At 61.1% G+C, this 18,540-nt stretch carries 16 protein-coding genes and 1 pseudogene; 7 read left to right on the forward strand and 10 right to left on the reverse strand.

The genetic code is table 11. The features are described 5' to 3' along the window. Positions 1–61: 61 nt before the first annotated feature. The gene (locus tag AC0Z8Z_RS22450) at positions 62–1,351 is read left to right on the forward strand and encodes an MFS transporter (RefSeq protein ID WP_485620567.1); all 1,290 of its coding nucleotides are present in this window, start codon (positions 62–64) and stop codon (positions 1,349–1,351) included. 55 nt (positions 1,352–1,406) lie between these two features. Next, positions 1,407–2,261, forward strand: a complete 855-nt coding sequence (locus AC0Z8Z_RS22455) for an amidohydrolase family protein (protein ID WP_485620568.1) — start codon at positions 1,407–1,409, stop codon at positions 2,259–2,261. A gap of 42 nt (positions 2,262–2,303) precedes the next feature. Here AC0Z8Z_RS22455 and AC0Z8Z_RS22460 read toward each other — a convergent pair whose 3' ends face one another. Further along, positions 2,304–2,765, reverse strand: a complete 462-nt coding sequence (locus AC0Z8Z_RS22460) for an Hsp20 family protein (RefSeq protein ID WP_485620569.1) — start codon at positions 2,763–2,765, stop codon at positions 2,304–2,306. A gap of 259 nt (positions 2,766–3,024) precedes the next feature. Between AC0Z8Z_RS22460 and katG the strand changes: the two genes are divergently transcribed. Then, positions 3,025–5,295: a catalase/peroxidase HPI gene (gene katG, locus AC0Z8Z_RS22465; protein WP_485620570.1), complete on the forward strand. Its 2,271-nt coding sequence runs from the start codon at positions 3,025–3,027 to the stop codon at positions 5,293–5,295. Positions 5,296–6,102: 807 nt separating this feature from the next. Here katG and AC0Z8Z_RS22470 read toward each other — a convergent pair. Continuing rightward, a pseudogene (locus tag AC0Z8Z_RS22470) lies at positions 6,103–6,558 on the reverse strand (REP-associated tyrosine transposase); the annotation flags it as partial. 289 nt (positions 6,559–6,847) lie between these two features. Between AC0Z8Z_RS22470 and AC0Z8Z_RS22475 the strand changes: the two are divergent. Further along, positions 6,848–7,684 (forward strand): zeta toxin family protein, encoded by an 837-nt coding sequence (locus AC0Z8Z_RS22475; RefSeq protein WP_485620571.1) that lies wholly within the window; start codon positions 6,848–6,850, stop codon positions 7,682–7,684. Continuing rightward, positions 7,684–7,842 carry a hypothetical protein gene (locus AC0Z8Z_RS22480; RefSeq protein WP_172612727.1) on the forward strand — a complete coding sequence of 53 codons (159 nt, stop codon included), beginning with the start codon at positions 7,684–7,686 and terminating at the stop codon, positions 7,840–7,842. Before AC0Z8Z_RS22475 ends, AC0Z8Z_RS22480 begins: the two co-directional genes overlap by 1 nt. A 93-nt stretch (positions 7,843–7,935) precedes the next feature. Here AC0Z8Z_RS22480 and AC0Z8Z_RS22485 read toward each other — a convergent pair whose 3' ends face one another. The 3 genes from AC0Z8Z_RS22485 to AC0Z8Z_RS22495 form a co-directional block, all read right to left on the reverse strand. Next, positions 7,936–9,327 carry a sensor histidine kinase gene (locus AC0Z8Z_RS22485; RefSeq protein ID WP_272634675.1) on the reverse strand — a complete coding sequence of 464 codons (1,392 nt, stop codon included), beginning with the start codon at positions 9,325–9,327 and terminating at the stop codon, positions 7,936–7,938. Further along, entirely contained in the window at positions 9,305–9,988 is a 684-nt protein-coding gene (locus AC0Z8Z_RS22490; protein ID WP_122534474.1) for a response regulator transcription factor, read from the reverse strand. Before AC0Z8Z_RS22490 ends, AC0Z8Z_RS22485 begins: the two co-directional genes overlap by 23 nt. A gap of 271 nt (positions 9,989–10,259) precedes the next feature. Continuing rightward, positions 10,260–11,183 carry a formate/nitrite transporter family protein gene (locus AC0Z8Z_RS22495; RefSeq protein WP_172612725.1) on the reverse strand — a complete coding sequence of 308 codons (924 nt, stop codon included), beginning with the start codon at positions 11,181–11,183 and terminating at the stop codon, positions 10,260–10,262. 175 nt (positions 11,184–11,358) lie between these two features. On the opposite strand from AC0Z8Z_RS22495, the gene AC0Z8Z_RS22500 reads away from it, so the two are divergent. Next, positions 11,359–11,844 carry a GNAT family N-acetyltransferase gene (locus AC0Z8Z_RS22500; RefSeq protein ID WP_485620572.1) on the forward strand — a complete coding sequence of 162 codons (486 nt, stop codon included), beginning with the start codon at positions 11,359–11,361 and terminating at the stop codon, positions 11,842–11,844. 191 nt (positions 11,845–12,035) lie between these two features. Here AC0Z8Z_RS22500 and pncA read toward each other — a convergent pair whose 3' ends face one another. The 5 genes from pncA to AC0Z8Z_RS22525 form a co-directional block, all read right to left on the reverse strand. After that, complete coding sequence (gene pncA / locus AC0Z8Z_RS22505; RefSeq protein ID WP_485620573.1) at positions 12,036–12,686, reverse strand: bifunctional nicotinamidase/pyrazinamidase; 651 nt, start codon at positions 12,684–12,686, stop codon at positions 12,036–12,038. A 50-nt stretch (positions 12,687–12,736) separates the two neighbouring features. Beyond that, positions 12,737–13,702 (reverse strand): D-2-hydroxyacid dehydrogenase family protein, encoded by a 966-nt coding sequence (locus tag AC0Z8Z_RS22510; RefSeq protein WP_485620574.1) that lies wholly within the window; start codon positions 13,700–13,702, stop codon positions 12,737–12,739. Between the two features lie 105 nt (positions 13,703–13,807). Then, positions 13,808–14,461 (reverse strand): DUF1345 domain-containing protein, encoded by a 654-nt coding sequence (locus AC0Z8Z_RS22515; protein WP_485620575.1) that lies wholly within the window; start codon positions 14,459–14,461, stop codon positions 13,808–13,810. Between the two features lie 182 nt (positions 14,462–14,643). Beyond that, the gene (gene gudD, locus AC0Z8Z_RS22520; RefSeq protein WP_205482869.1) at positions 14,644–15,987 is read right to left on the reverse strand and encodes a glucarate dehydratase; all 1,344 of its coding nucleotides are present in this window, start codon (positions 15,985–15,987) and stop codon (positions 14,644–14,646) included. 86 nt (positions 15,988–16,073) lie between these two features. Further along, entirely contained in the window at positions 16,074–17,423 is a 1,350-nt protein-coding gene (locus AC0Z8Z_RS22525; RefSeq protein WP_485620576.1) for an MFS transporter, read from the reverse strand. Between the two features lie 343 nt (positions 17,424–17,766). Here AC0Z8Z_RS22525 and AC0Z8Z_RS22530 point away from each other — a divergent pair, with 343 nt between their 5' ends. Further along, entirely contained in the window at positions 17,767–18,480 is a 714-nt protein-coding gene (locus tag AC0Z8Z_RS22530) for a FadR/GntR family transcriptional regulator (protein ID WP_485620577.1), read from the forward strand. Positions 18,481–18,540 lie beyond the last annotated feature (60 nt).

Here is an 18,540-nt window from a genome sequence, read left to right on the forward strand (position 1 = left end):
AAGCCCGTCACTCAGAACGGGCTCTACACCACCTGCCGCGTCACTTCATAAGGACAAAAACATGTTCAACTGGTATCGCCAAGTCACTCCTCGGGAGCGCAAAACCTTCTGGGCCTGCTTCGGCGGATGGTCGCTGGACGCCCTCGAAGTTCAGATGTTTGGCCTCGCGATTCCGGCGCTGATCGCCGCGTTCGCCTTGACCAAAGGCGACGCCGGCCTGATCAGTGGCGTGACGCTGATCACCTCGGCGCTGGGCGGTTGGGTCGGCGGCACGCTGTCGGACCGCTACGGCCGGGTGCGCACGCTGCAATGGATGATCCTCTGGTTCTCGTTCTTCACCTTCTTGTCAGCGTTCGTCACCGGCTTCAGCTCGCTGCTGATCGTCAAGGCGCTGCAGGGTTTCGGCATCGGTGGCGAGTGGGCTGCAGGCGCGGTGCTGATGGCCGAAACCATCAACCCGAAATACCGTGGCAAGGTCATGGGCACCGTGCAGAGCGCGTGGGCGGTGGGCTGGGGCCTGGCGGTCGGCGTGTTTACCTTGATCTATTCGTTCGTGCCCCAGGACATGGCCTGGCGGGTGATGTTTCTGGTCGGGCTGCTGCCGTCGCTGCTGATCATCTGGGTGCGTCGCAACGTCGAGGAGCCCGACAGCTTCCAGCGCCTGCAAAAAGACAACGTCATCCCGCAGAGCTTTTTCAAATCACTGGCCGGCATCTTCCGCCCGGAACTGATCCGCGTGACGCTGCTCGGCGGCTTGCTCGGCCTCGGCGCCCACGGCGGCTACCACGCGGTAATGACCTGGCTGCCGACGTTCCTGAAAACCGAACGCAACCTGTCGGTGCTCAATTCCGGCGGCTACCTGGCGGTGATCATCGTCGCGTTCTGGTGTGGCTGCATCGCCAGCGGCTTTCTCATCGACCGCATCGGCCGCCGACTCAACATCGTGCTGTTTGCCCTGTGCTGCGTAATCACGGTGCAGTGCTACGTGTTCCTGCCGCTGACCAACACGCAGATGCTGTTCCTCGGTTTCCCGCTGGGCTTCTTCGCCGCCGGCATTCCGGCCAGCCTCGGCGCGCTGTTCAACGAGCTGTATCCGGCCGACGTGCGCGGGGCAGGGGTGGGCTTCTGCTACAACTTCGGCCGCGTGCTGTCCTCGGTCTTCCCGTTTCTGGTGGGCCACATGAGTGAATCGATGTCTCTGGGCTCGGCCATCGGCATCGACGCCGGAATCGCCTACGGCGTCGCGGTGATTGCCGCATTGTGCCTGCCGGAAACCCGCGGTCGCAGCCTGGAAGCCGGCCCCACTGCAAGCGCCGCCGCAGACGCACCCAGCGAAACCGCCCGCGCCTGATTTCCCCTTCCGCGCGATGCCTTTTGCGTCGCGCATCTTCTGATAGATGAGATCCATGTCCGACCTCTTATCCGCGCCTCCCCCGTCGATCCTTGGCATCGACGGTCACGCACACGTCTTCAGCAGGGAGCTGGACCAGACCTCGGCACGACGCTATTCACCGGACTACGACGCCACGCTGGCGATGTACCAGGATCAACTTCATCGGCATGGCCTGACTCATGGCGTGCTGGTGCAACCGAGCTTCCTCGGGACCGATAACCGCTATTTGCTCGATGCCCTTCAGCAGGCGCCGGATCAACTGCGCGGCGTGGTGGTGGTTGAGCGCGACATCAGCCGGGCGGCCCTTGAGGAGATGGATCGGCTGGGCGTCGTCGGCGTGCGTCTGAACCTGATGGGCAAGGCGCTGCCGGACTTTTCCGAGCCGCAGTGGCAGGTGTTTTTCGACCACATCGCGGCGCTCGACTGGCATGTAGAAGTGCACCGCCAGGTCGCTGACATGCCGGCATTGCTGGCCGGTCTGATGCCGTTCGGCGTGAAGATCGTGATCGACCACTTCGGTCGGCCTGACGCCCGGCTGGGCCTAGAACAGCCCGGCTTTCTCCAGATGTTGGAGCTGGGCCGGAGCGGACAGCTGTGGATGAAGGTTTCGGGCATTTACCGTCTGGAAGGCAGTGCTCAGGAAAACCTCGATTTCGCCCGTGACGCGCTGTCGTTACTGGTGGAAACGTTTGGTCAGCAGCGGCTGGTCTGGGGCAGTGATTGGCCGCACACCCAGCATGAACACAGTGTCAGCTACGGCTCTGTGGTCGAGCAGCTGCAGGCGCTGGGCTGCACCGCGCCATTGATGCGCTCCCTGCTGATCGAAGCACCCCAGGTGCTGTTTGATCTCCAGCTGATCGCCACATGATCAAGGCCTGATCGGGCCAAGGCGAGCATTTCACTCCGTTGATTATGGCCGGCTGATGTGCGGCCGGTCGGGATCGTCCCCCGGACTCTGAATGCTGATCCGGCGGGCCTTGGCCCCCTGGGGTTCGACACGCAGCAGGAAGACGATCAGTAAACCATTCTTGAAGGTCGCGCCCTGTACCTCAATGTGATCGGCCAGATGGAAGACCAGCCGGAACGGCCCATGGGCGATGCCTTGGTGCAGGTACGTCACGCCGCCATCGGTGTGGGCTTCACCCCCGCAAACGGTCAGCACATTTTTTTCCAGGGTCAGGTCAAGGTCGGCGGCCGCAAGCCCGGCTGTGGCGATCACGATTCGGTAATGATCGGTGCCGTATCGTTCGACGTTGTGAGGGGGGCCGCTGGCGTTTATTTCGCTGTGCAAGGCAGATTCAAAAAAATCGTTGAAACGATCAAAGCCCACTGATTGCCGGAACAACGGGGCCAGTGAAGCGGTGGTGGCCATGCCTGAATCTCCTGGAGATTGCCACGGTGATCAAGACGCCGGTCGACGCCGGCTCTGCACTTGATGCTGTGGTTAGAGTTGAGCTCAAGCGCCAGAAAATACAAGCACCTCCGTTAGATACTCCGCCAACAGAACCCCTCTATCGTCGCCCAAACATTTGCCTATTAGACGGCTGGCCTGAGTCGTCTAGTCTTGTGCGAGTGCTAGCTTGGGCTGTCTTGTGGACGGCCACATAAGTAAACAAGAAGGTGAGTAGACCATGTCGACTGAATCGAAATGCCCGATCAACCACGCAGCCGGGGGCGGAACCACAAACCGTGACTGGTGGCCGAACCAGCTGAACCTCAAGATCCTGCACCAGCACTCGCCGTTGACTGACCCGATGGGCGAAGGCTTTGATTACGCTACTGAGTTCAAGAGTCTTGACTTTGCAGCCGTCAAACGCGACCTGCTGGAAGTGATGACTCAATCCCAGGAATGGTGGCCGGCCGATTTCGGTCACTACGGTCCGCTGTTCATTCGCATGGCCTGGCACAGCGCCGGGACCTACCGCACTGCTGACGGCCGTGGCGGCGCAGGGGCCGGACAGCAGCGTTTTGCACCGCTCAACAGCTGGCCGGACAACGTCAACCTCGACAAGGCTCGGCGCCTGATCTGGCCGGTGAAGCAAAAGTACGGCAGCAAGATTTCCTGGGCTGACCTGATCGTTCTGACCGGCAACGTAGCGCTGGAATCCATGGGCTTTAAAACGTTTGGCTTCTCTGGTGGACGCGCCGATGTGTGGGAACCGGACGAGGCTGTTTATTGGGGGGCCGAAACCACCTGGTTGGGCGGTGAAGACCGCTACGGCGCGCACAAGGACATGCAACAGCCCGGCGAGGGCACGCTGGTTGCCGAACCCGAGCACCACAGCGAAGAACAGACCCGCACCGCCAATGGCGAGCGCAACCTCGAGAACCCGTTGGCCGCCGTGCAGATGGGCCTGATCTATGTAAACCCTGAAGGTCCGGAAGGTGTGCCAGACCCTGCGGCCTCGGCGCGGGACATCCGCGAGACCTTCGGCCGTATGGCCATGAACGATGAGGAAACCGTCGCCCTGATCGCTGGCGGCCACGCCTTCGGCAAGACTCACGGTGCCGGTCCCGCTGACAACGTCGGCCCTGAACCGGAAGCTGCAGGCCTTGAAGCACAAGGGCTGGGCTGGCGCAGCACTTATGGCTCCGGCAAGGCCGGCGATGCCATCACCAGTGGTCTTGAAGTGACCTGGACGTCGACCCCGACCCAGTGGAGCAACGAGTACCTTGAAAACCTGTTTGGCTTCGAATGGGAGCTAACCAAGAGCCCGGCCGGCGCCCATCAGTGGAGGCCGAAGAATGGCGAGGGCGCGGGCAAAATCCCCCATGCCTTCGACCCGGCCAAGCGCCAGGAACCGCGCATGCTGACGTCCGATCTGGCGCTGCGTGTGGACCCGGCTTACGAGCAGGTCTCCCGACGCTTCCTGGAAAACCCTGACCAATTGGCCGATGCCTTCGCCCGCGCCTGGTTCAAATTGACCCACCGGGACATGGGGCCGCTGGCCCGTTACCTCGGCCCGGAAATGCCCGCTGAAGAACTTCTCTGGCAGGACCCGATTCCCGAGGTCAACCACCCGCTGGTGGACGACAACGACATTGCTGCGTTGAAGGACAAAATCGTTGCGTCCGGTCTGTCCGTTTCGCAACTGGTCTCCACTGCCTGGGCGGCGGCGTCCACCTTCCGTGGTTCCGACAAACGCGGCGGTGCCAATGGCGGCCGTCTGCGTCTGGCCCCGCAGAAAGACTGGGCGGTCAACCAGCCGGCAAATCTGGCTGGCGTGCTGCAAACCCTGGAGCGTGTCCGCGATGAATTCAACGGCGGCCAATCCGGCGGCAAGCAGATTTCGCTGGCTGATCTGATCGTTCTCGGCGGCAGCGCGGGTATCGAGCAGGCGGCGAAAAATGCCGGTCACCCTGTCACTGTGCCATTCACCCCGGGCCGTATGGATGCTTCCCAGGAGCAGACCGACGTCGAGTCGTTCGGCTTCCTTGAGCCCATCGCTGACGGTTTCCGCAATTACCTCAAGGGCCATTACCGCGTCTCGGCAGAGAAGCTGCTGGTCGATAAGGCGCAACTGCTGAACCTGACTGCGCCGCAGATGACGGTACTGATTGGCGGCTTGCGGGTCCTGAACATCAATGTCGGGCACAGCCAGCACGGCGTCCTGACCGATAGGCCGGGCACGCTGAGCAATGATTTCTTCAAAAACCTGTTGGACATGGGCGTCGAATGGAAAGGGGTGTCGGGCGGCGACCAGCTGTTCGAAGCCCGCGACCGCAACACCGGCGCCGTCAAATGGACCGGCACCCGGGTTGATCTGGTGTTCAGCTCACACGCCCAGTTGCGGGCGGTGTCTGAGGTGTATGCCAGTGCGGACGGGCAAGCGAAGTTCGTCGCGGACTTCGTTGCCGCCTGGACCAAAGTGATGGAGCTGGACCGCTTTGATCTTGCCTGAGGTGCGTGCTTCTTAGCCCTCAAGCTGCAATAGACAACGCCTCCCTTGTGGAGGCGTTTTTGTTGCGCAGGGGCTAGCTGCGACCCACCCGGTCCCGCACATCAAGAGACCTGGCAGAAACATCCAGGCGACCCACGATCCGTGGGAGCGAGCTTGCTCGCGAAGGCTGACTTTCAGCCACTCGAGAACGCAGCTGAATGCCCCGGCCTCTTCGTGAGCAAGCTCACTCCCACAGGTCCTCCGAACTGGCGGAAATATCGAGCCAGCCCACGATTCCGTGGGAGCGAGCTTGCTCGCGAAGGCTGACTTTCAGTCCCCGAGAAAGTGGCTGAATGCCCCGGCCTTTTCGTGAGCAAGCTCACTCCCACAGGTCCTCCGAACTGGCCAAAATATCGAGGCAGCCCACGATCCCGTGGGAGCGAGCTTGCTCGCGAAGGCTGACTTTCAGTCCCCGAGAAAGTGACTGAATGCCCCGGCCTTTTCGTGAGCAAGCTCACTCCCACAGGTCCTCCGAACTGGCCGAAATATCGAGGCAGCCCACGATCCCGTGGGAGCGAGCTTGCTCGCGAAGGCTGACTTTCAGCCACTCGAGAACGCGGCTGAATGTCCCGGCCTCTTCGTGAGCAAGCTCACTCCCACAAGTGCTGCGACAGCTGAAAATCCCGAGCCGAACCACCTGCCGGTGGGAGGTGAGCTTGCTCACGAAGGCTGCCTGATTGGCAATGAATCAGGCAGGTCATTGTTAGATGTTGGCAGCACATCAAACAATTCATTTCCAGACTCCCCGAACTCTACCCCCGAACCCGGTAACCAAGTCGCGTCCCACAGCGGATAATCTCCCACCCGACTGGCCAACCCTGCCCGCAGTGGATTGGCCACGATGTAGCGGGCGAAGTGAATGAGATCATCCTCATGGCGTGCAGCTGCATCGTGATATCCAGACTGCCAAAGTCGACCCTGTTTGCCGGTGAGCCTATTCACTGAAATGGCGGTCTTGGACTTGACCCGCTGAACAATGCCCGCAAGCGAGCCATGTTGAAGCTGCATTAACCAGTGAAAATGGTCGGGCATCACCACCCATGCCAGCGTTCTTGTGAATCCGCACTTATCCATTTCTCGCATTTCCTTGACGAGCAGCCGGCCTACTCGCCAGTCCCTGAAGTCATTTCTCATACGGTCGAGCCGGGAGGTCACCAGATAGATCCTGCCTTTCTCTGAATACCGCCCTGTGCGCAAGCTATGGGAACGAGCTTTCGTGGCCATGCTGTTTACCTCGGCTTTGGGTGCACACACCACGCTAGCCTCTTCATAAACCACGGGGAGAGGGGTGTATTACGCGGTGTGTTCTGTTGGCCCGCGTGATAACCCGAACGTGGGAGCGAGCTTGCTCGCGAAGGCTCACTTTCAGTCCCCGAGAAAGTGGCTGAATGCCCCGCCTCTTCGTGAGCAAGCTCACTCCCACAGGTTTTCCGAACTGGCCGAGATATCGAGTCATCGCGTGTTCCCGCGGCCTCGTGTTTGTTGCGCGACATCGCGGTACGAATCCGCATCTGTGAATGCCCAGCAGCGCATCCTGTTTCGTTTTGTGACGTCGGATAGGCGCAGTCGAAGCGCCCGTGAATACTGCGCGGCGCTGGATTGTCGTGACTTCATAAAAAGGATGGATGTGGCGGTGAATACGGATGATCGACGAATTTCAGAAGTGGCTGTGGCCTTTGCCAAGGCGAACAGGAATGAGATAGCAAAGAGGCTGACGGATCCTTTGGTTTACCTCTCAGAGGATTCGCCCGTATCGGTGTTTATGGCGGGCTCACCTGGGGCCGGTAAAACTGAGGCATCTCTGGAGTTTCTCACTCGATTCGGCGGTAGTGTGCTGCGCATCGATCCGGATACCTATCGCGCCGAATTGCCCGGGTACACAGGTAGTAATTCTTCGCTTTTTCAACGAGCGGTTTCTGTATTGGTGTCTGCCGTTCACGACGAGGCGTTGCGGCTGCAGCAATCATTTCTGCTGGACGGCACCGCATCAAATTTCGATACGGTTTCACTCAACATCCGGCGCTCGCTCAAGCGGGGTCGTTTCGTGTTGGTGCTCTACGTTTATCAAAATCCCGAGAGAGCCTGGGAGTTTGTTCAGGCGCGAGAAAAAGTGGAGGGCCGGAATATCCCGATGCACGGCTTCGTGGACCAATACTTTGCCGCTCGGGAAGTGGTGAATCGTTTGAAATACGAGTTCGGCCATGCAGTGACCGTCGATATTTTTATCAAGAATCATGACGGCTCTACCAAGGCTTACCGCCAGAACATCCAGCAAATTGACACTCACATACCCGAAACCTATGATCGGGCTTCGCTTGAACGCAGGCTGAATTCCAGGAGGTTTGAATAATGGCTGCTCCGCAAAAACTCAAAACAGTGAAGTCGACGCCGTTTTCCGACTTCGTCCGCAACGCCACCTTCGAAGAGAAGGAGCGGGTTTATCTGGAGGTCATGGAGAAAGCCTGGGCGCGGCAGGAAAAGATCATAGAACAAGCCCGAAAAATGTAAGGCCACCAATAGACAAAGCCGCCCTTTAGGCGGCTTTGTCATCTTTGCTTGCAGCTTGCAGCTTGCAGCTTGCAGCCCAAAAACCCCACCCCTTCACCCCAATGCCAACACCCGACGGCACTCCAGCACCAGACTTGCGCCGCCGGACGGGCTGCTGCCGATGCGCAGTTTGAAGCCGTGCAGGTTGACGATCGCGGCGACGATGGACAATCCCAGGCCGAAGCCGCTTTGCTGATTACCGGTTTCGCTGCGATAGAAGCGCTTGAACACAGCATCGCGTTCGGCATCGGGGATGCCGGGGCCGGTGTCTTGGACTTCGATGAACGTGGTGTTTCCTTCGGCGCGGGCGATGAGCAGCACTTGGCCGCCCGGTGGGGTGAATTTGATCGAGTTGCTGAGCAGATTCGACAGCGCCTCGAACAGCAGCGCGCGGTCACCCACCAGCGGCGGCAGGTGCTCGGCGACTTTCAGCTGCAACGAGACGCGGCCTTCTTCGGCCAGTGGCAGATAGAAATCGTGCAGCTCCTGCAATAGCGGCTGCGGATCGAGCTGACCGAAGGCCGAACGCCGCTGGTGATCTTCGAGTTCCGAGATCCGCAGCAGTCCGCGAAAGCGCGCCATCAACGTGTCGGCGTCGGCGATCACTTGGGCCATCTGCTCGCCCAGCGCCGAATCTTCCGGCGACTGCTGCTGGATTCGATAGAGCTGGGCGCGCAGCCGGGTAAGCGGGGTGCGCAGGTCGTGGGCGATGTTGTCGCAGACGCCCTTGACCTCGTTCATCAGGCGCTCGATGCGGTCGAGCATGGCGTTGACGATGTCGGCGAGCATGTCCAACTCATCGCGACGGTCCGAGACCGGCAGGCGGCGGGCCAGGTCGCCGGTGACGATGGCCTCTGCGCTGGCCTGAATCGCCCGGATGCGTCGCAGCGGGCGGCGTCCCAGCAAGTGCCAGCCGGCGATGCCCGGAATGATCGTCAGCGAAATGCCCCACAGCAGCGCGCGCAGAATCAGCGTGGTCACGGCGAACAGCGAACCGTTGTCGCGCACCAGAATCAGCCAGCGATCATCGAGCGTATGAATGGCCACGGCGTCGCAGCCCGAGCTGGGCAGGTCCGGGTCGTCGGAGTCGATGCAGGTGTCCAGCTCCTGGATCTCCCCGGTCAGCTTGAGGCCGTCGGGAACGCTCTGGATCGGGCCGCTGATGGGCTTCATGTCCTTGTCGAACAAGCCGTACGCGTCGACCGAGCGTATGTCGAATTTGTCGCTGGAGCGCAACGCGTCGTCCAGCTGCGCGCCTTCAAAGCGCGAGAACAGCTGCTGACGCTGCATCAGCGAGTGGCGGGCGAGGGTGTTGAGGTAACTGGTAACTTCCCAGTACAGCACCCCCATGAGGATGCTGCTCCAGGCCACAAACAGAAAACTGTACAGCGCCAGCAGCCGGCTGCTGGAGGAGCGCCAGCCCTTAGACGGGTTCGGCAATGACATAACCTGAGCCTCGAACGGTACGTATCAGCGGCGTCAGGGTAGGGGGATCGATTTTCTTGCGCAAGCGACCGATGTGTACGTCGATCAGGTTGGTGCCGGGGTCGAAGTGGTAGCCCCAGACTTCTTCGAAAATCATCATGCGGGTGATGATCTGCCCGCAGTTGCGCATCAGGAATTCGAGCAGCTTGTACTCGGTCGGCAGCAGGTTCAGCGGTTGACCGGCGCGGGTGGCTTCACGGGTGATCAGATTGAGTTCGAGGTCGGCAACCTTGAGCATGGTCTCGGCCTGGGTCCCCGGGTTGCTGCGGCGCAGCAGGACTTCCACCCGCGCGGCCATTTCGTCGGAGGCGAAGGGCTTGGACAGATAGTCGTCCCCACCGGCGCGCAACCCGCGGACACGTTCATCGACGTCCGACAGCGCGCTGATCATCAGGATCGGCGTGGCGATGCCCAGGGCGCGCATGGTGGTGACAATCGCCAGACCGTCGACTTCCGGCAGCATGCGATCAAGGGTGATCAGGTCGTAATCGCCGCTGACCGCGCGGACCAGGCCCTCGCGACCGTTGTCGACCCAGTCCACCTGGAGACCGTGGCTGCTCAGTTCGGCAACGATCTCCTTCGCGGTGACGGCGTCGTCTTCGATTGTCAGAATTCGCGTCATGTGAGGTCAGGACCACGTGAGAGGACAGAAGCCTGCATTTTGCCTTTAAACGTAGTCGGGATTTCTTAAAAATAATTTAAGAAGGGCATGAGGGGCTTTTTGGTGCTAGCCAGCGTCGAGGGGAGGGCCACGCCGCCGATATCTGATCGTGCCGTTGGCCAGTAGGAGTGAGCTTGCTCGCGAAGGCGTCGGACCTCACAAAAAAAGGTCGGCTGACAGAACGCATTCGCGAGCAAGGTGGAGCGCCACCCCGGTCACTCCTACAGGGGCTTCAAGCGCCTTTGCGTTCGGATTCAGCGTCTGGCTGACGCAGCTCTTGCTTCAGCTTTTCGTCCAGCGCTTTCTTTTTGCCCTTCTTTTCCGGCGTTTCGCCTTCGCTGCGGATCTGCGCATGGCTGATCAACGCGAAGATGAAGCTGCCCCCAATGATGTTGCCACCCAGGGTCGGGCCTGCAAATGTGAGCCAGAAATCTTTCCACGGCAGTTCGCCGGCGAACACCAGATACGAGACTTCCGCCGAGCCGACCACGATGTGGGTGAAATCCCCCAATGCCATCAGGTAGGTGATCATCACGATGATGGCGACCTTGGCCGACTCCATGGACGGGATCATCCACACCATGGTGGCGATCATCCAGCCGGAGATAATGCCTTTGGCGAACATCTGCCCGCTGTCGTTCTCCATCACCTTGCGGCCGATTTCGAGGAAGGCCTGGTCGGTCTTGGTGTCAAAGATCGGCAGGTGCAGCATCACGTAAGCCACCAGCAGCGTGCCGCACAGGTTACCTACCAGCACCACGGTCCACAGCCGCAACAGGCGGACGACGTTGTTCAGCGTCGGCTTGCTCATCACCGGCAACACGGCGGTCAGGGTGTTTTCGGTGAACAGTTGCTGACGGGCGAGAATCACCGCCAGAAAGCCTGCGCAGTAGCCGAAGCTGGCGATGACTTTGAAGCCTTCGGCATCGGGCAGGCGAGAGTTCAACAGCCCCATCGCCATCAATGACAGGCCCATGGTCAATCCGGCTGCGAGGGCCGACCAGAACAGCGCAGCGACGTTGCGTTCCAGTTCCTGATCGCCCTGCATGCGGATCGTCTCGTGGAGGACGGCAGCGCGAGGTGGCTGATTTTCGTCGATATCGCGTTCTTCTTCCGGCGTCAGACCGGGGGTCTTGCCGTCTGGTTGGTTTTCCATGGTGATCCTTTGGATGATTCAGTGCTCTTTGGCAGAGCATTCTGTTTGAGATGTTCGAGGGAGGCGGCGGCTGGCTTGCACATGCTTGCTGCGCGACACTGCTGCTTGAGACACAATCCGTTACCCGTCGTTCGCCAACGGCGGCAGCCTTTTCATTGACGTGGGAGATCCTCTTTTGACCCTTCACATTCGCGACGCCACCCGTGCCGACGCCGCCGTCATCCTGGGCTTCATCACCGAGCTTGCTATCTATGAAAAAGCCGAGCACGAGGTCAAGGCCAGCGTCGCCGACATCGAGCGCAGCCTGTTCGACGAAGCCTCGCCGGCCAAGGCGCTGATCTGCCTGCTGGACGGCCAGCCTATTGGTTTCGCGGTGTACTTCCTCAGCTACTCTACCTGGCTGGGCCGCAAGGGCCTGTACCTTGAGGATTTGTATGTGTCCGCCGCCCAACGGGGCGTCGGCGCTGGCAAGAAGCTGTTGCGCCATCTGGCCCGGATCGCCCACGACAGCGGCTGCGGCCGTCTTGAATGGAGCGTGCTGGACTGGAACCAGCCGGCGATCGACTTCTACCAATCCATCGGCGCCGAGCCCCAGGACGAGTGGGTGCGCTACCGGATGGAGGGGGAAGGGTTGGAGCGCTTTGCGCTAGGGGAGGATTGAGGCGTATTGCTGTAGGAGCTGCCTGCGGATGCGGACACCCACAGGTCCTCCGAACTGGCCGAAATATGAGTCAGCCCACCATCCGTGGGAGTCGAGCTTGCTCGCGAAGACTGACTTTCAGCCGCCGGAGAAAGTGGCTGAATGTCCCGGCCTCTTCGTGAACAACCTCACTTCTACAGGGGACTGTGTGTTTATTCAGTGAGCTCCGCGCTGTCGATCCGGTTGACCCCCGCGAGGGCCATGTCTTTCCAGGCCTGGTCCAGCGAGCCGTTCAAGTCGATGGCCTTGCAGGCATCGGCGATCACCCAGGTGTTGAAACCCGCCGCCCGGGCGTCCAGCGCGGTCCAGGCCACGCAGTAATCCAGGGCCAGACCGACCACGAACACGCTGTCGATGCCACGCTCGCTCAGATAACCGGCCAGCCCGGTGCGGGTCGTGCGGTCGGCTTCGACGAAGGCGGAGTAGCTATCGATGCCGGCGTTGCAGCCCTTGCGCAGGATCAACTGCGCGTGGGGGATGTCCAGATCGGCATGCAACTGAGCGCCGGGGCTGCCTTGAACGCAGTGATCGGGCCACAGCGTCTGCGCGCCGTAGGGCAGGGTGATGCTGTCGAACGGCGCGCGCCCGGCATGGCTCGACGCAAACGACACATGCCCGCGCGGGTGCCAGTCCTGGGCCATGATTACGTTGCGAAACTGCGCGCCGAGGCGGTTGATCAGTGGCACCAGCGCGTCGCCTTCGGCCACGGCGAGCGCGCCGCCGGGCATGAAGTCGTATTGCATGTCGATCACCAGCAACGCGGCGCGCGGGTCGGAGGGCAATCGGGAAAGCGGCGTGGTCATCATTTGAGTCCTTGTTGCAGTGAGTCCTGGGGCAATGAGTCGGTTCGCGATCAGGCAAACACGCGGATCGGCGCGCCAGCGTGCCAGGCCTGAATGTCCTCGATCATCTGGCTGAAGAACATCCGGTAGTTGTTCTCGGTCACGTAGCCCACGTGGGGCGTGGCCAGGACGTTCGGCAGCGTGCGGAACGGGTGATCGGCCGGCAACGGCTCGACGCTGTAAACATCCAGCGCGGCGCCGGCGATTTTCTTCTGCCTGAGCACCTCGATCAGCGCGTCTTCGTCGACAATCGGCCCGCGGGCGGTGTTCACCAGATACGCCGTCGGCTTCATCCGGTTCAGCGACTCGGCATCCACCAGCCCGCGACTGCGCTCGCTGAGCACCAGATTCACCGACACCACGTCCGATTGCTCGAACAGCTCCTGCTTGCTGACACAGGTCACGCCATGCTCGGCAGCGCGTTCAGCAGTGAGATTCTCGCTCCAGGCAATCACCTTCATGTCGAAAGCCTTGCCGTAGCGGGCGATCTTCTGGCCGATGCTGCCCAGCCCGACGATGCCCAGGGTCTTGCCATACAAGTCGCTGCCGATGCCGATCTGCCAGTCGCCCGCGCGCAGGGAATTGGCTTCGTCCACCAGGTTGCGGGTCACGCCCATGATCAGCGCCCAGGTCAGTTCCGGCGCCGCGTACTTGTAGCTGTCGGTGCCGACCACGGTGATGCCCAGGCGCGCGGCGGCCTTGAGGTCCAGCGCCGCGTTGCGCATGCCGCCGGTGACTAGCAGCTTCAGGTGTGGCAGCTGACTGAGCAGGGCGTCATCGAAAACCGTGCGCTCGCGCATCACGCAGAGGATCTGGAAGTCCTTGAGGCGGGCGACCATGGCGTCTGTGTCCGCCGGGTAGTCATGCAGAAAGCTGACCTCGCCGATCGATTGCAACACGGTCCAGTCCACAACCTTTTCGGCAACCGATTGCCAGTCGTCGAGTACGGCAATCTTCAGCCCGGAATCCTGGGTCATTGAGCGAGGCCTCGTTCAGCAGCGATGTTGGATTTTATGGCGCTCACAGTACGCCCGAGCGGGACTGTCTGGAAGTCCACTTGCCGCCGGATCAGTCGCCATACCTCAATTAAACAACCCCGCCGCGATGTTGATCGAGAAACCCAGAATCGAGGTGTTGAACACAAAGCCGATCAGCGACTGCGCCAGCACCACTTTGCGCAGGCCGCGGGTGCCGACGCCGACGTCGGAAGTCTGCACGGCAACGCTCAAGGTGAAGGAGAAATACAGAAAGTCCCAGTAGTCCGGGTTCTCTTCGCCATCGGCAAAGCGCAGCGCCGGCTGGTCGCCGCGCCAGGTGTAGAACACCCGGGCGTAGTGCAGGCTGAAGACCACGCCGATCAGCAGCCATGAGCCAAGGATGGTGAAGCCGGTGAAGGCGTAATGCAGCGCTTTGTCGGCGTTCTTCATGTCCTGAATGCCGGCTAGCTCCAGGATGATCGCCGCCAGGCTGGCAATCGCCGCCACGCAGACGACGAACAGCACCACGCCGGCGTTCTCGTCCTCGATTTCCGCGACCCGGCGCACGTCATCCGCGCTGGATTTGAAGGTGCGGCGCATGATCATCGCCATGTACAGCCAGCCGGCGACGTTCCAGCCGATCAGGCATTTGCTGATCACCGAAATGTCGGGGGCGACGAACGCGCTGGCGATGCCGGCAGCGACGCCGACAAGGGTGGCAATGGTCAGGCGAGGGTGGGTCTTGGCAAGGCGGGACATGGAGGACTTCACGGCAGTGTGATGCGCGAACAGTAGCACGCGGCCGCTACAGCAGATGATGAAGAAAAACGGCGCGCAAGGGGTTACGCGCCGGTCGCCATTTGGCAGTTTAGGTGAACCTGCCCGGTCGCCCTGTCCAGCCGTTTCTCAAGCGGCAGGGTTGACCGGTGTAAATCATGCGATCAGCGAACCAGACACGGCTGCTTGTTGTTGAACGTCCAGTTCGGCAGCAGAAACTGCATTGCCACGCTGTCATCCCGTGCGCCAAGCCCCATACCCTTGTACAGCTCGTGGGCCTTGGCAACCTGGTCCATGTCGATCTCGACGCCCAGCCCGGGCTTCTTCGGCACCTGCACATTGCCGCCGATGATCTGCAGCGGCGCCTTGGTCAGACGCTGGCCGTCCTGCCAGATCCAGTGGGTGTCGATGGCGGTGATGTTGCCCGGCGCAGCGGCGGCCGCGTGGGTGAACATCGCCAGGGAAATATCGAAGTGGTTATTGGAGTGCGAACCCCAGGTCAGGCCCCACTCGTTGCACATCTGCGCGACGCGCACCGAACCTTGCATGGTCCAGAAGTGCGGGTCGGCCAGCGGGATGTCCACCGATTGCAGCTGGATGGCATGACCCATTTCGCGCCAGTCGGTGGCGATCATGTTGGTGGCGGTGCGCAGGCCGGTGGCGCGACGGAATTCAGCCATGACTTCCCGGCCCGAATAACCGTTCTCGGCGCCACACGGATCTTCCGCATAAGCCAACACTTTGTGTTGATCGCGGCACAGACGCACTGCTTCTTTCAGCGACCAGGCGCCGTTGGGATCGAGGGTAATGCGCGCTTTCGGGAAGCGTTCGGCCAGCGCCGTGACGGCTTCGATTTCCGCATCGCCGCTGAGCACGCCGCCCTTGAGCTTGAAGTCCTCGAAACCGTATTGCGCGTAAGCCGCCTCGGCCAGACGCACCACCGCTTCCGGGGTCAGCGCTTCTTCGTGACGAACGCGAAACCACTCGTTGTCCGCGTCAGCTTCGGTGCGATAGGGCAGGTTGGTTTTCGTCTGGTCACCGACGTAAAACAGGTAGCCCAGCATCTTCACTTCATCACGCTGCTGGCCTTCGCCGAGCAGTGCGGCGACCGGCACTTCCAGGTGCTGGCCGAGCAAATCCAGCACCGCCGCTTCAATACCGGTGACCGCGTGGATGGTGATGCGCAGGTCGAAGGTCTGCAGGCCGCGACCACCGGCATCGCGCTCGGCAAAGGTGCGGCGCACGTCGTTGAGAATCTTCTGGTAGTTGCCAATGCTGCTGCCGACCACCAGCCCACGGGCATCTTCGAGGGTCTGGCGGATTTTCTCGCCGCCGGGAATTTCACCCACGCCGGTATGCCCGGCGTTGTCCTTGAGGATGACGATGTTGCGAGTGAAATACGGGCCGTGGGCACCGCTGAGGTTGAGCAGCATGTCGTCGTGGCCGGCCACCGGAATGACCTGCATGTCGGTGATGACGGGGGTGCTGCCGGAAGTCTGTGTGTTCATGTCTAAATCCTTGTGAGTACCCAGCGCGGCGGGGGCGCTGTCTTTACGGCCTTCATTGCTCAGAGCTCAGGGCCCAAGCGCCTGGCTCAAGTGTGGCTGGGTGTGACGTCGACCTTGGCCACCGGCACCGCGCCGGGCTTGGGCGTCGTGCGCACGGTGAACACCAGAATCGCGGCGATGATCGAGGTGACCGTCAGGCCATACAGGCCGCCCTGGATCGAACCGGTCTGCTGTTCGAGGATGCCGAAGGTGGTCGGCGCAACAAAACCGCCCAGGTTGCCCACCGAGTTGATCAGGGCGATAACGCCCGCGGCGATGCGTGCATCCAGATAGCCCTGGGGGATCGGCCAGAACAGCGACGACGCCGACTTGAAGCCCATCGCCGCGAAGCAGATGGCGACGAAGGCAAACACCGGACCGCCCGTGGTCGACATGAACATCCCTGCTGCCGCGATCAACAAGGCCACGGCGACCCACGCCTGCTGGTGTTTCCACTTGGCCGACAGCGAGGCAAAACCGTACATGCAGACGATGGCGATGAACCACGGAATCGAGTTGAACAGACCGACCTGGAAGTCGGTGAGGTCGCCCATCTTCTTGATGATGCTCGGCAGCCAGAACGTCGCCGCGTAAATCGTCAGCTGGATGAAGAAGTACATCAGGCAGAACAGGATGATCTGTGGATCTTTTAGCAACTTGCCGATGGACAGCTTGACCGGATTGGCCGCTTCTCGAGCTTTCTGTTCAGCGTCGATGGTGTTGACCAGGGCGTCTTTCTCGGCCTCGGTCAGCCATTTGGCGTCGTGGGGCTTGGAGTCGAGCCAGAACCATACGAAGAAGCACAGGCCGACGGAGAACATGCCTTCGATGAAGTACATCCACTGCCAGCCGTGGTAGCCCAGCGCGTCGATCTGCAGCAACAGGCCGGAGAGCGGGCCGGAGATCACCGACGCAAAGGCCGAGCCGCTGAGGAAGATGGCGATGGCCTTGCCACGCTCGACGCCGGGCAACCAGCGAGTGAAGTAGTAGATGACGCCCGGGAAGAAACCGGCTTCGGCCACGCCCAGCAGGAAGCGCAGGATATAGAAGTGGGTTTCAGTCTGGATGAACGCCATGCAGGCGGCGACGATGCCCCAGGTCAGCATGATGCGGGTCAGCCAGATGCGCGCGCCGACTTTCTGCAGGAGGATGTTGGAGGGGACTTCGAACATCGCATAGGCGATGAAGAACAGGCCGGCACCGAAGCCGTAGGCGGCTGCGCCGATACCCAGATCATGTTCCATGTGACTACGTACGAAGCCGATGTTGACCCGGTCGATGTAGTTGACGATGAACATGATGACGAAGAGCGGCAGGATGTGTCGTTTGACTTTCGAGACCGCCGATTGCAGGACGGAATCGGAGGCGTCATCCGCCCGTATTGAGGATGTGTTCACTCTGGTAACTCCCACTGATTATTTTTATGCGGGTGGTTAAGCACGTTGTGTGTGACAAGGTGTGTAGCCCTGTTGCCAGTCATCATACAAGTAATGATCGACATGGCAACCGTATTTAAAGGGGTTGCGGGAAGTATTTCGTCGGGCTAGGCTCGCCTGTCTGACAAGTTGAATGAGTGGGGTGCACTGCTTGGTAGCTCTGTTTTCGGGGCTTTGGCCGGGGTTGGTTGTGCATCAAGCCGGTGAGTGGGGGTGTGCGTCGAGACTTCACCGTCAGGAAAATACAAGTGGAGGGCAGGCCTTGGCGGCCGCCGCTCTTTTCAGTACCTACAGGACGACCTTTTTGAACAGCACCGGACCCTTGCCACCCAAGCGACGCCAGCACAGCCTGGCGACGGACCTGGTGACCGACCTCAGCCAGCGAATCCTTATGGGCACCATTGCGCCCGGTGCGAAGTTGCCCTCGGAGAGCGAGATCGTCCGCGAGCATGGCGTGAGCCGCACGGTGGTGCGCGAGGCGATTTCCAAATTGCAGGCGTCCGGGCTGGTCGAAACCCATCAGGGCAAAGGCACCTACGTGCTGGCGCGCTCCGAGCAGAGCGGTCTGCACCTGAAGGTGGAAACCGCGTTCAGCGTGCGACACATCATCGAACTGCGCATGGGCCTGGAAACCCAGGCCGTCGCCCTGGCCGCGCAGCGCCGGAGCCACGCACAGCTGACAGCGATGCGCGCCGCGCTGGACGATTATCAGGACCTGCTGGCCAAGGAAGACAGCTGCGTCGAAGCCGACCGGCGCTTTCATCTGCTGATCGCCGAGGCCACCGGCAATCCTTACTTCGTGGAGATCCTGCAGAACCTCGGCATCGCCGTTATCCCCCGCAGCCGCATCGCCACCAGCGAACGGGCCGGGTCAAGTCTCACCCACAGTGCCTATCTGGCCAACCTCGAGCACGAAGCCATCCTCGCCGCCATCCGCCGCCAGGACCCCGACGCCGCCCGCGCCGCAATGTGGACTCACCTGAGCAACAGCCGAGAACGGCTGGCGCCGGTGGAGTGACGGCGCGGGGTTGATAGGGTTTGCAGCAAGTAGGAGTGACTGCGGCCAATGGTGGGACCG

Source organism: Pseudomonas sp. 1L-C-7-B-C1 (assembly GCF_057291635.1).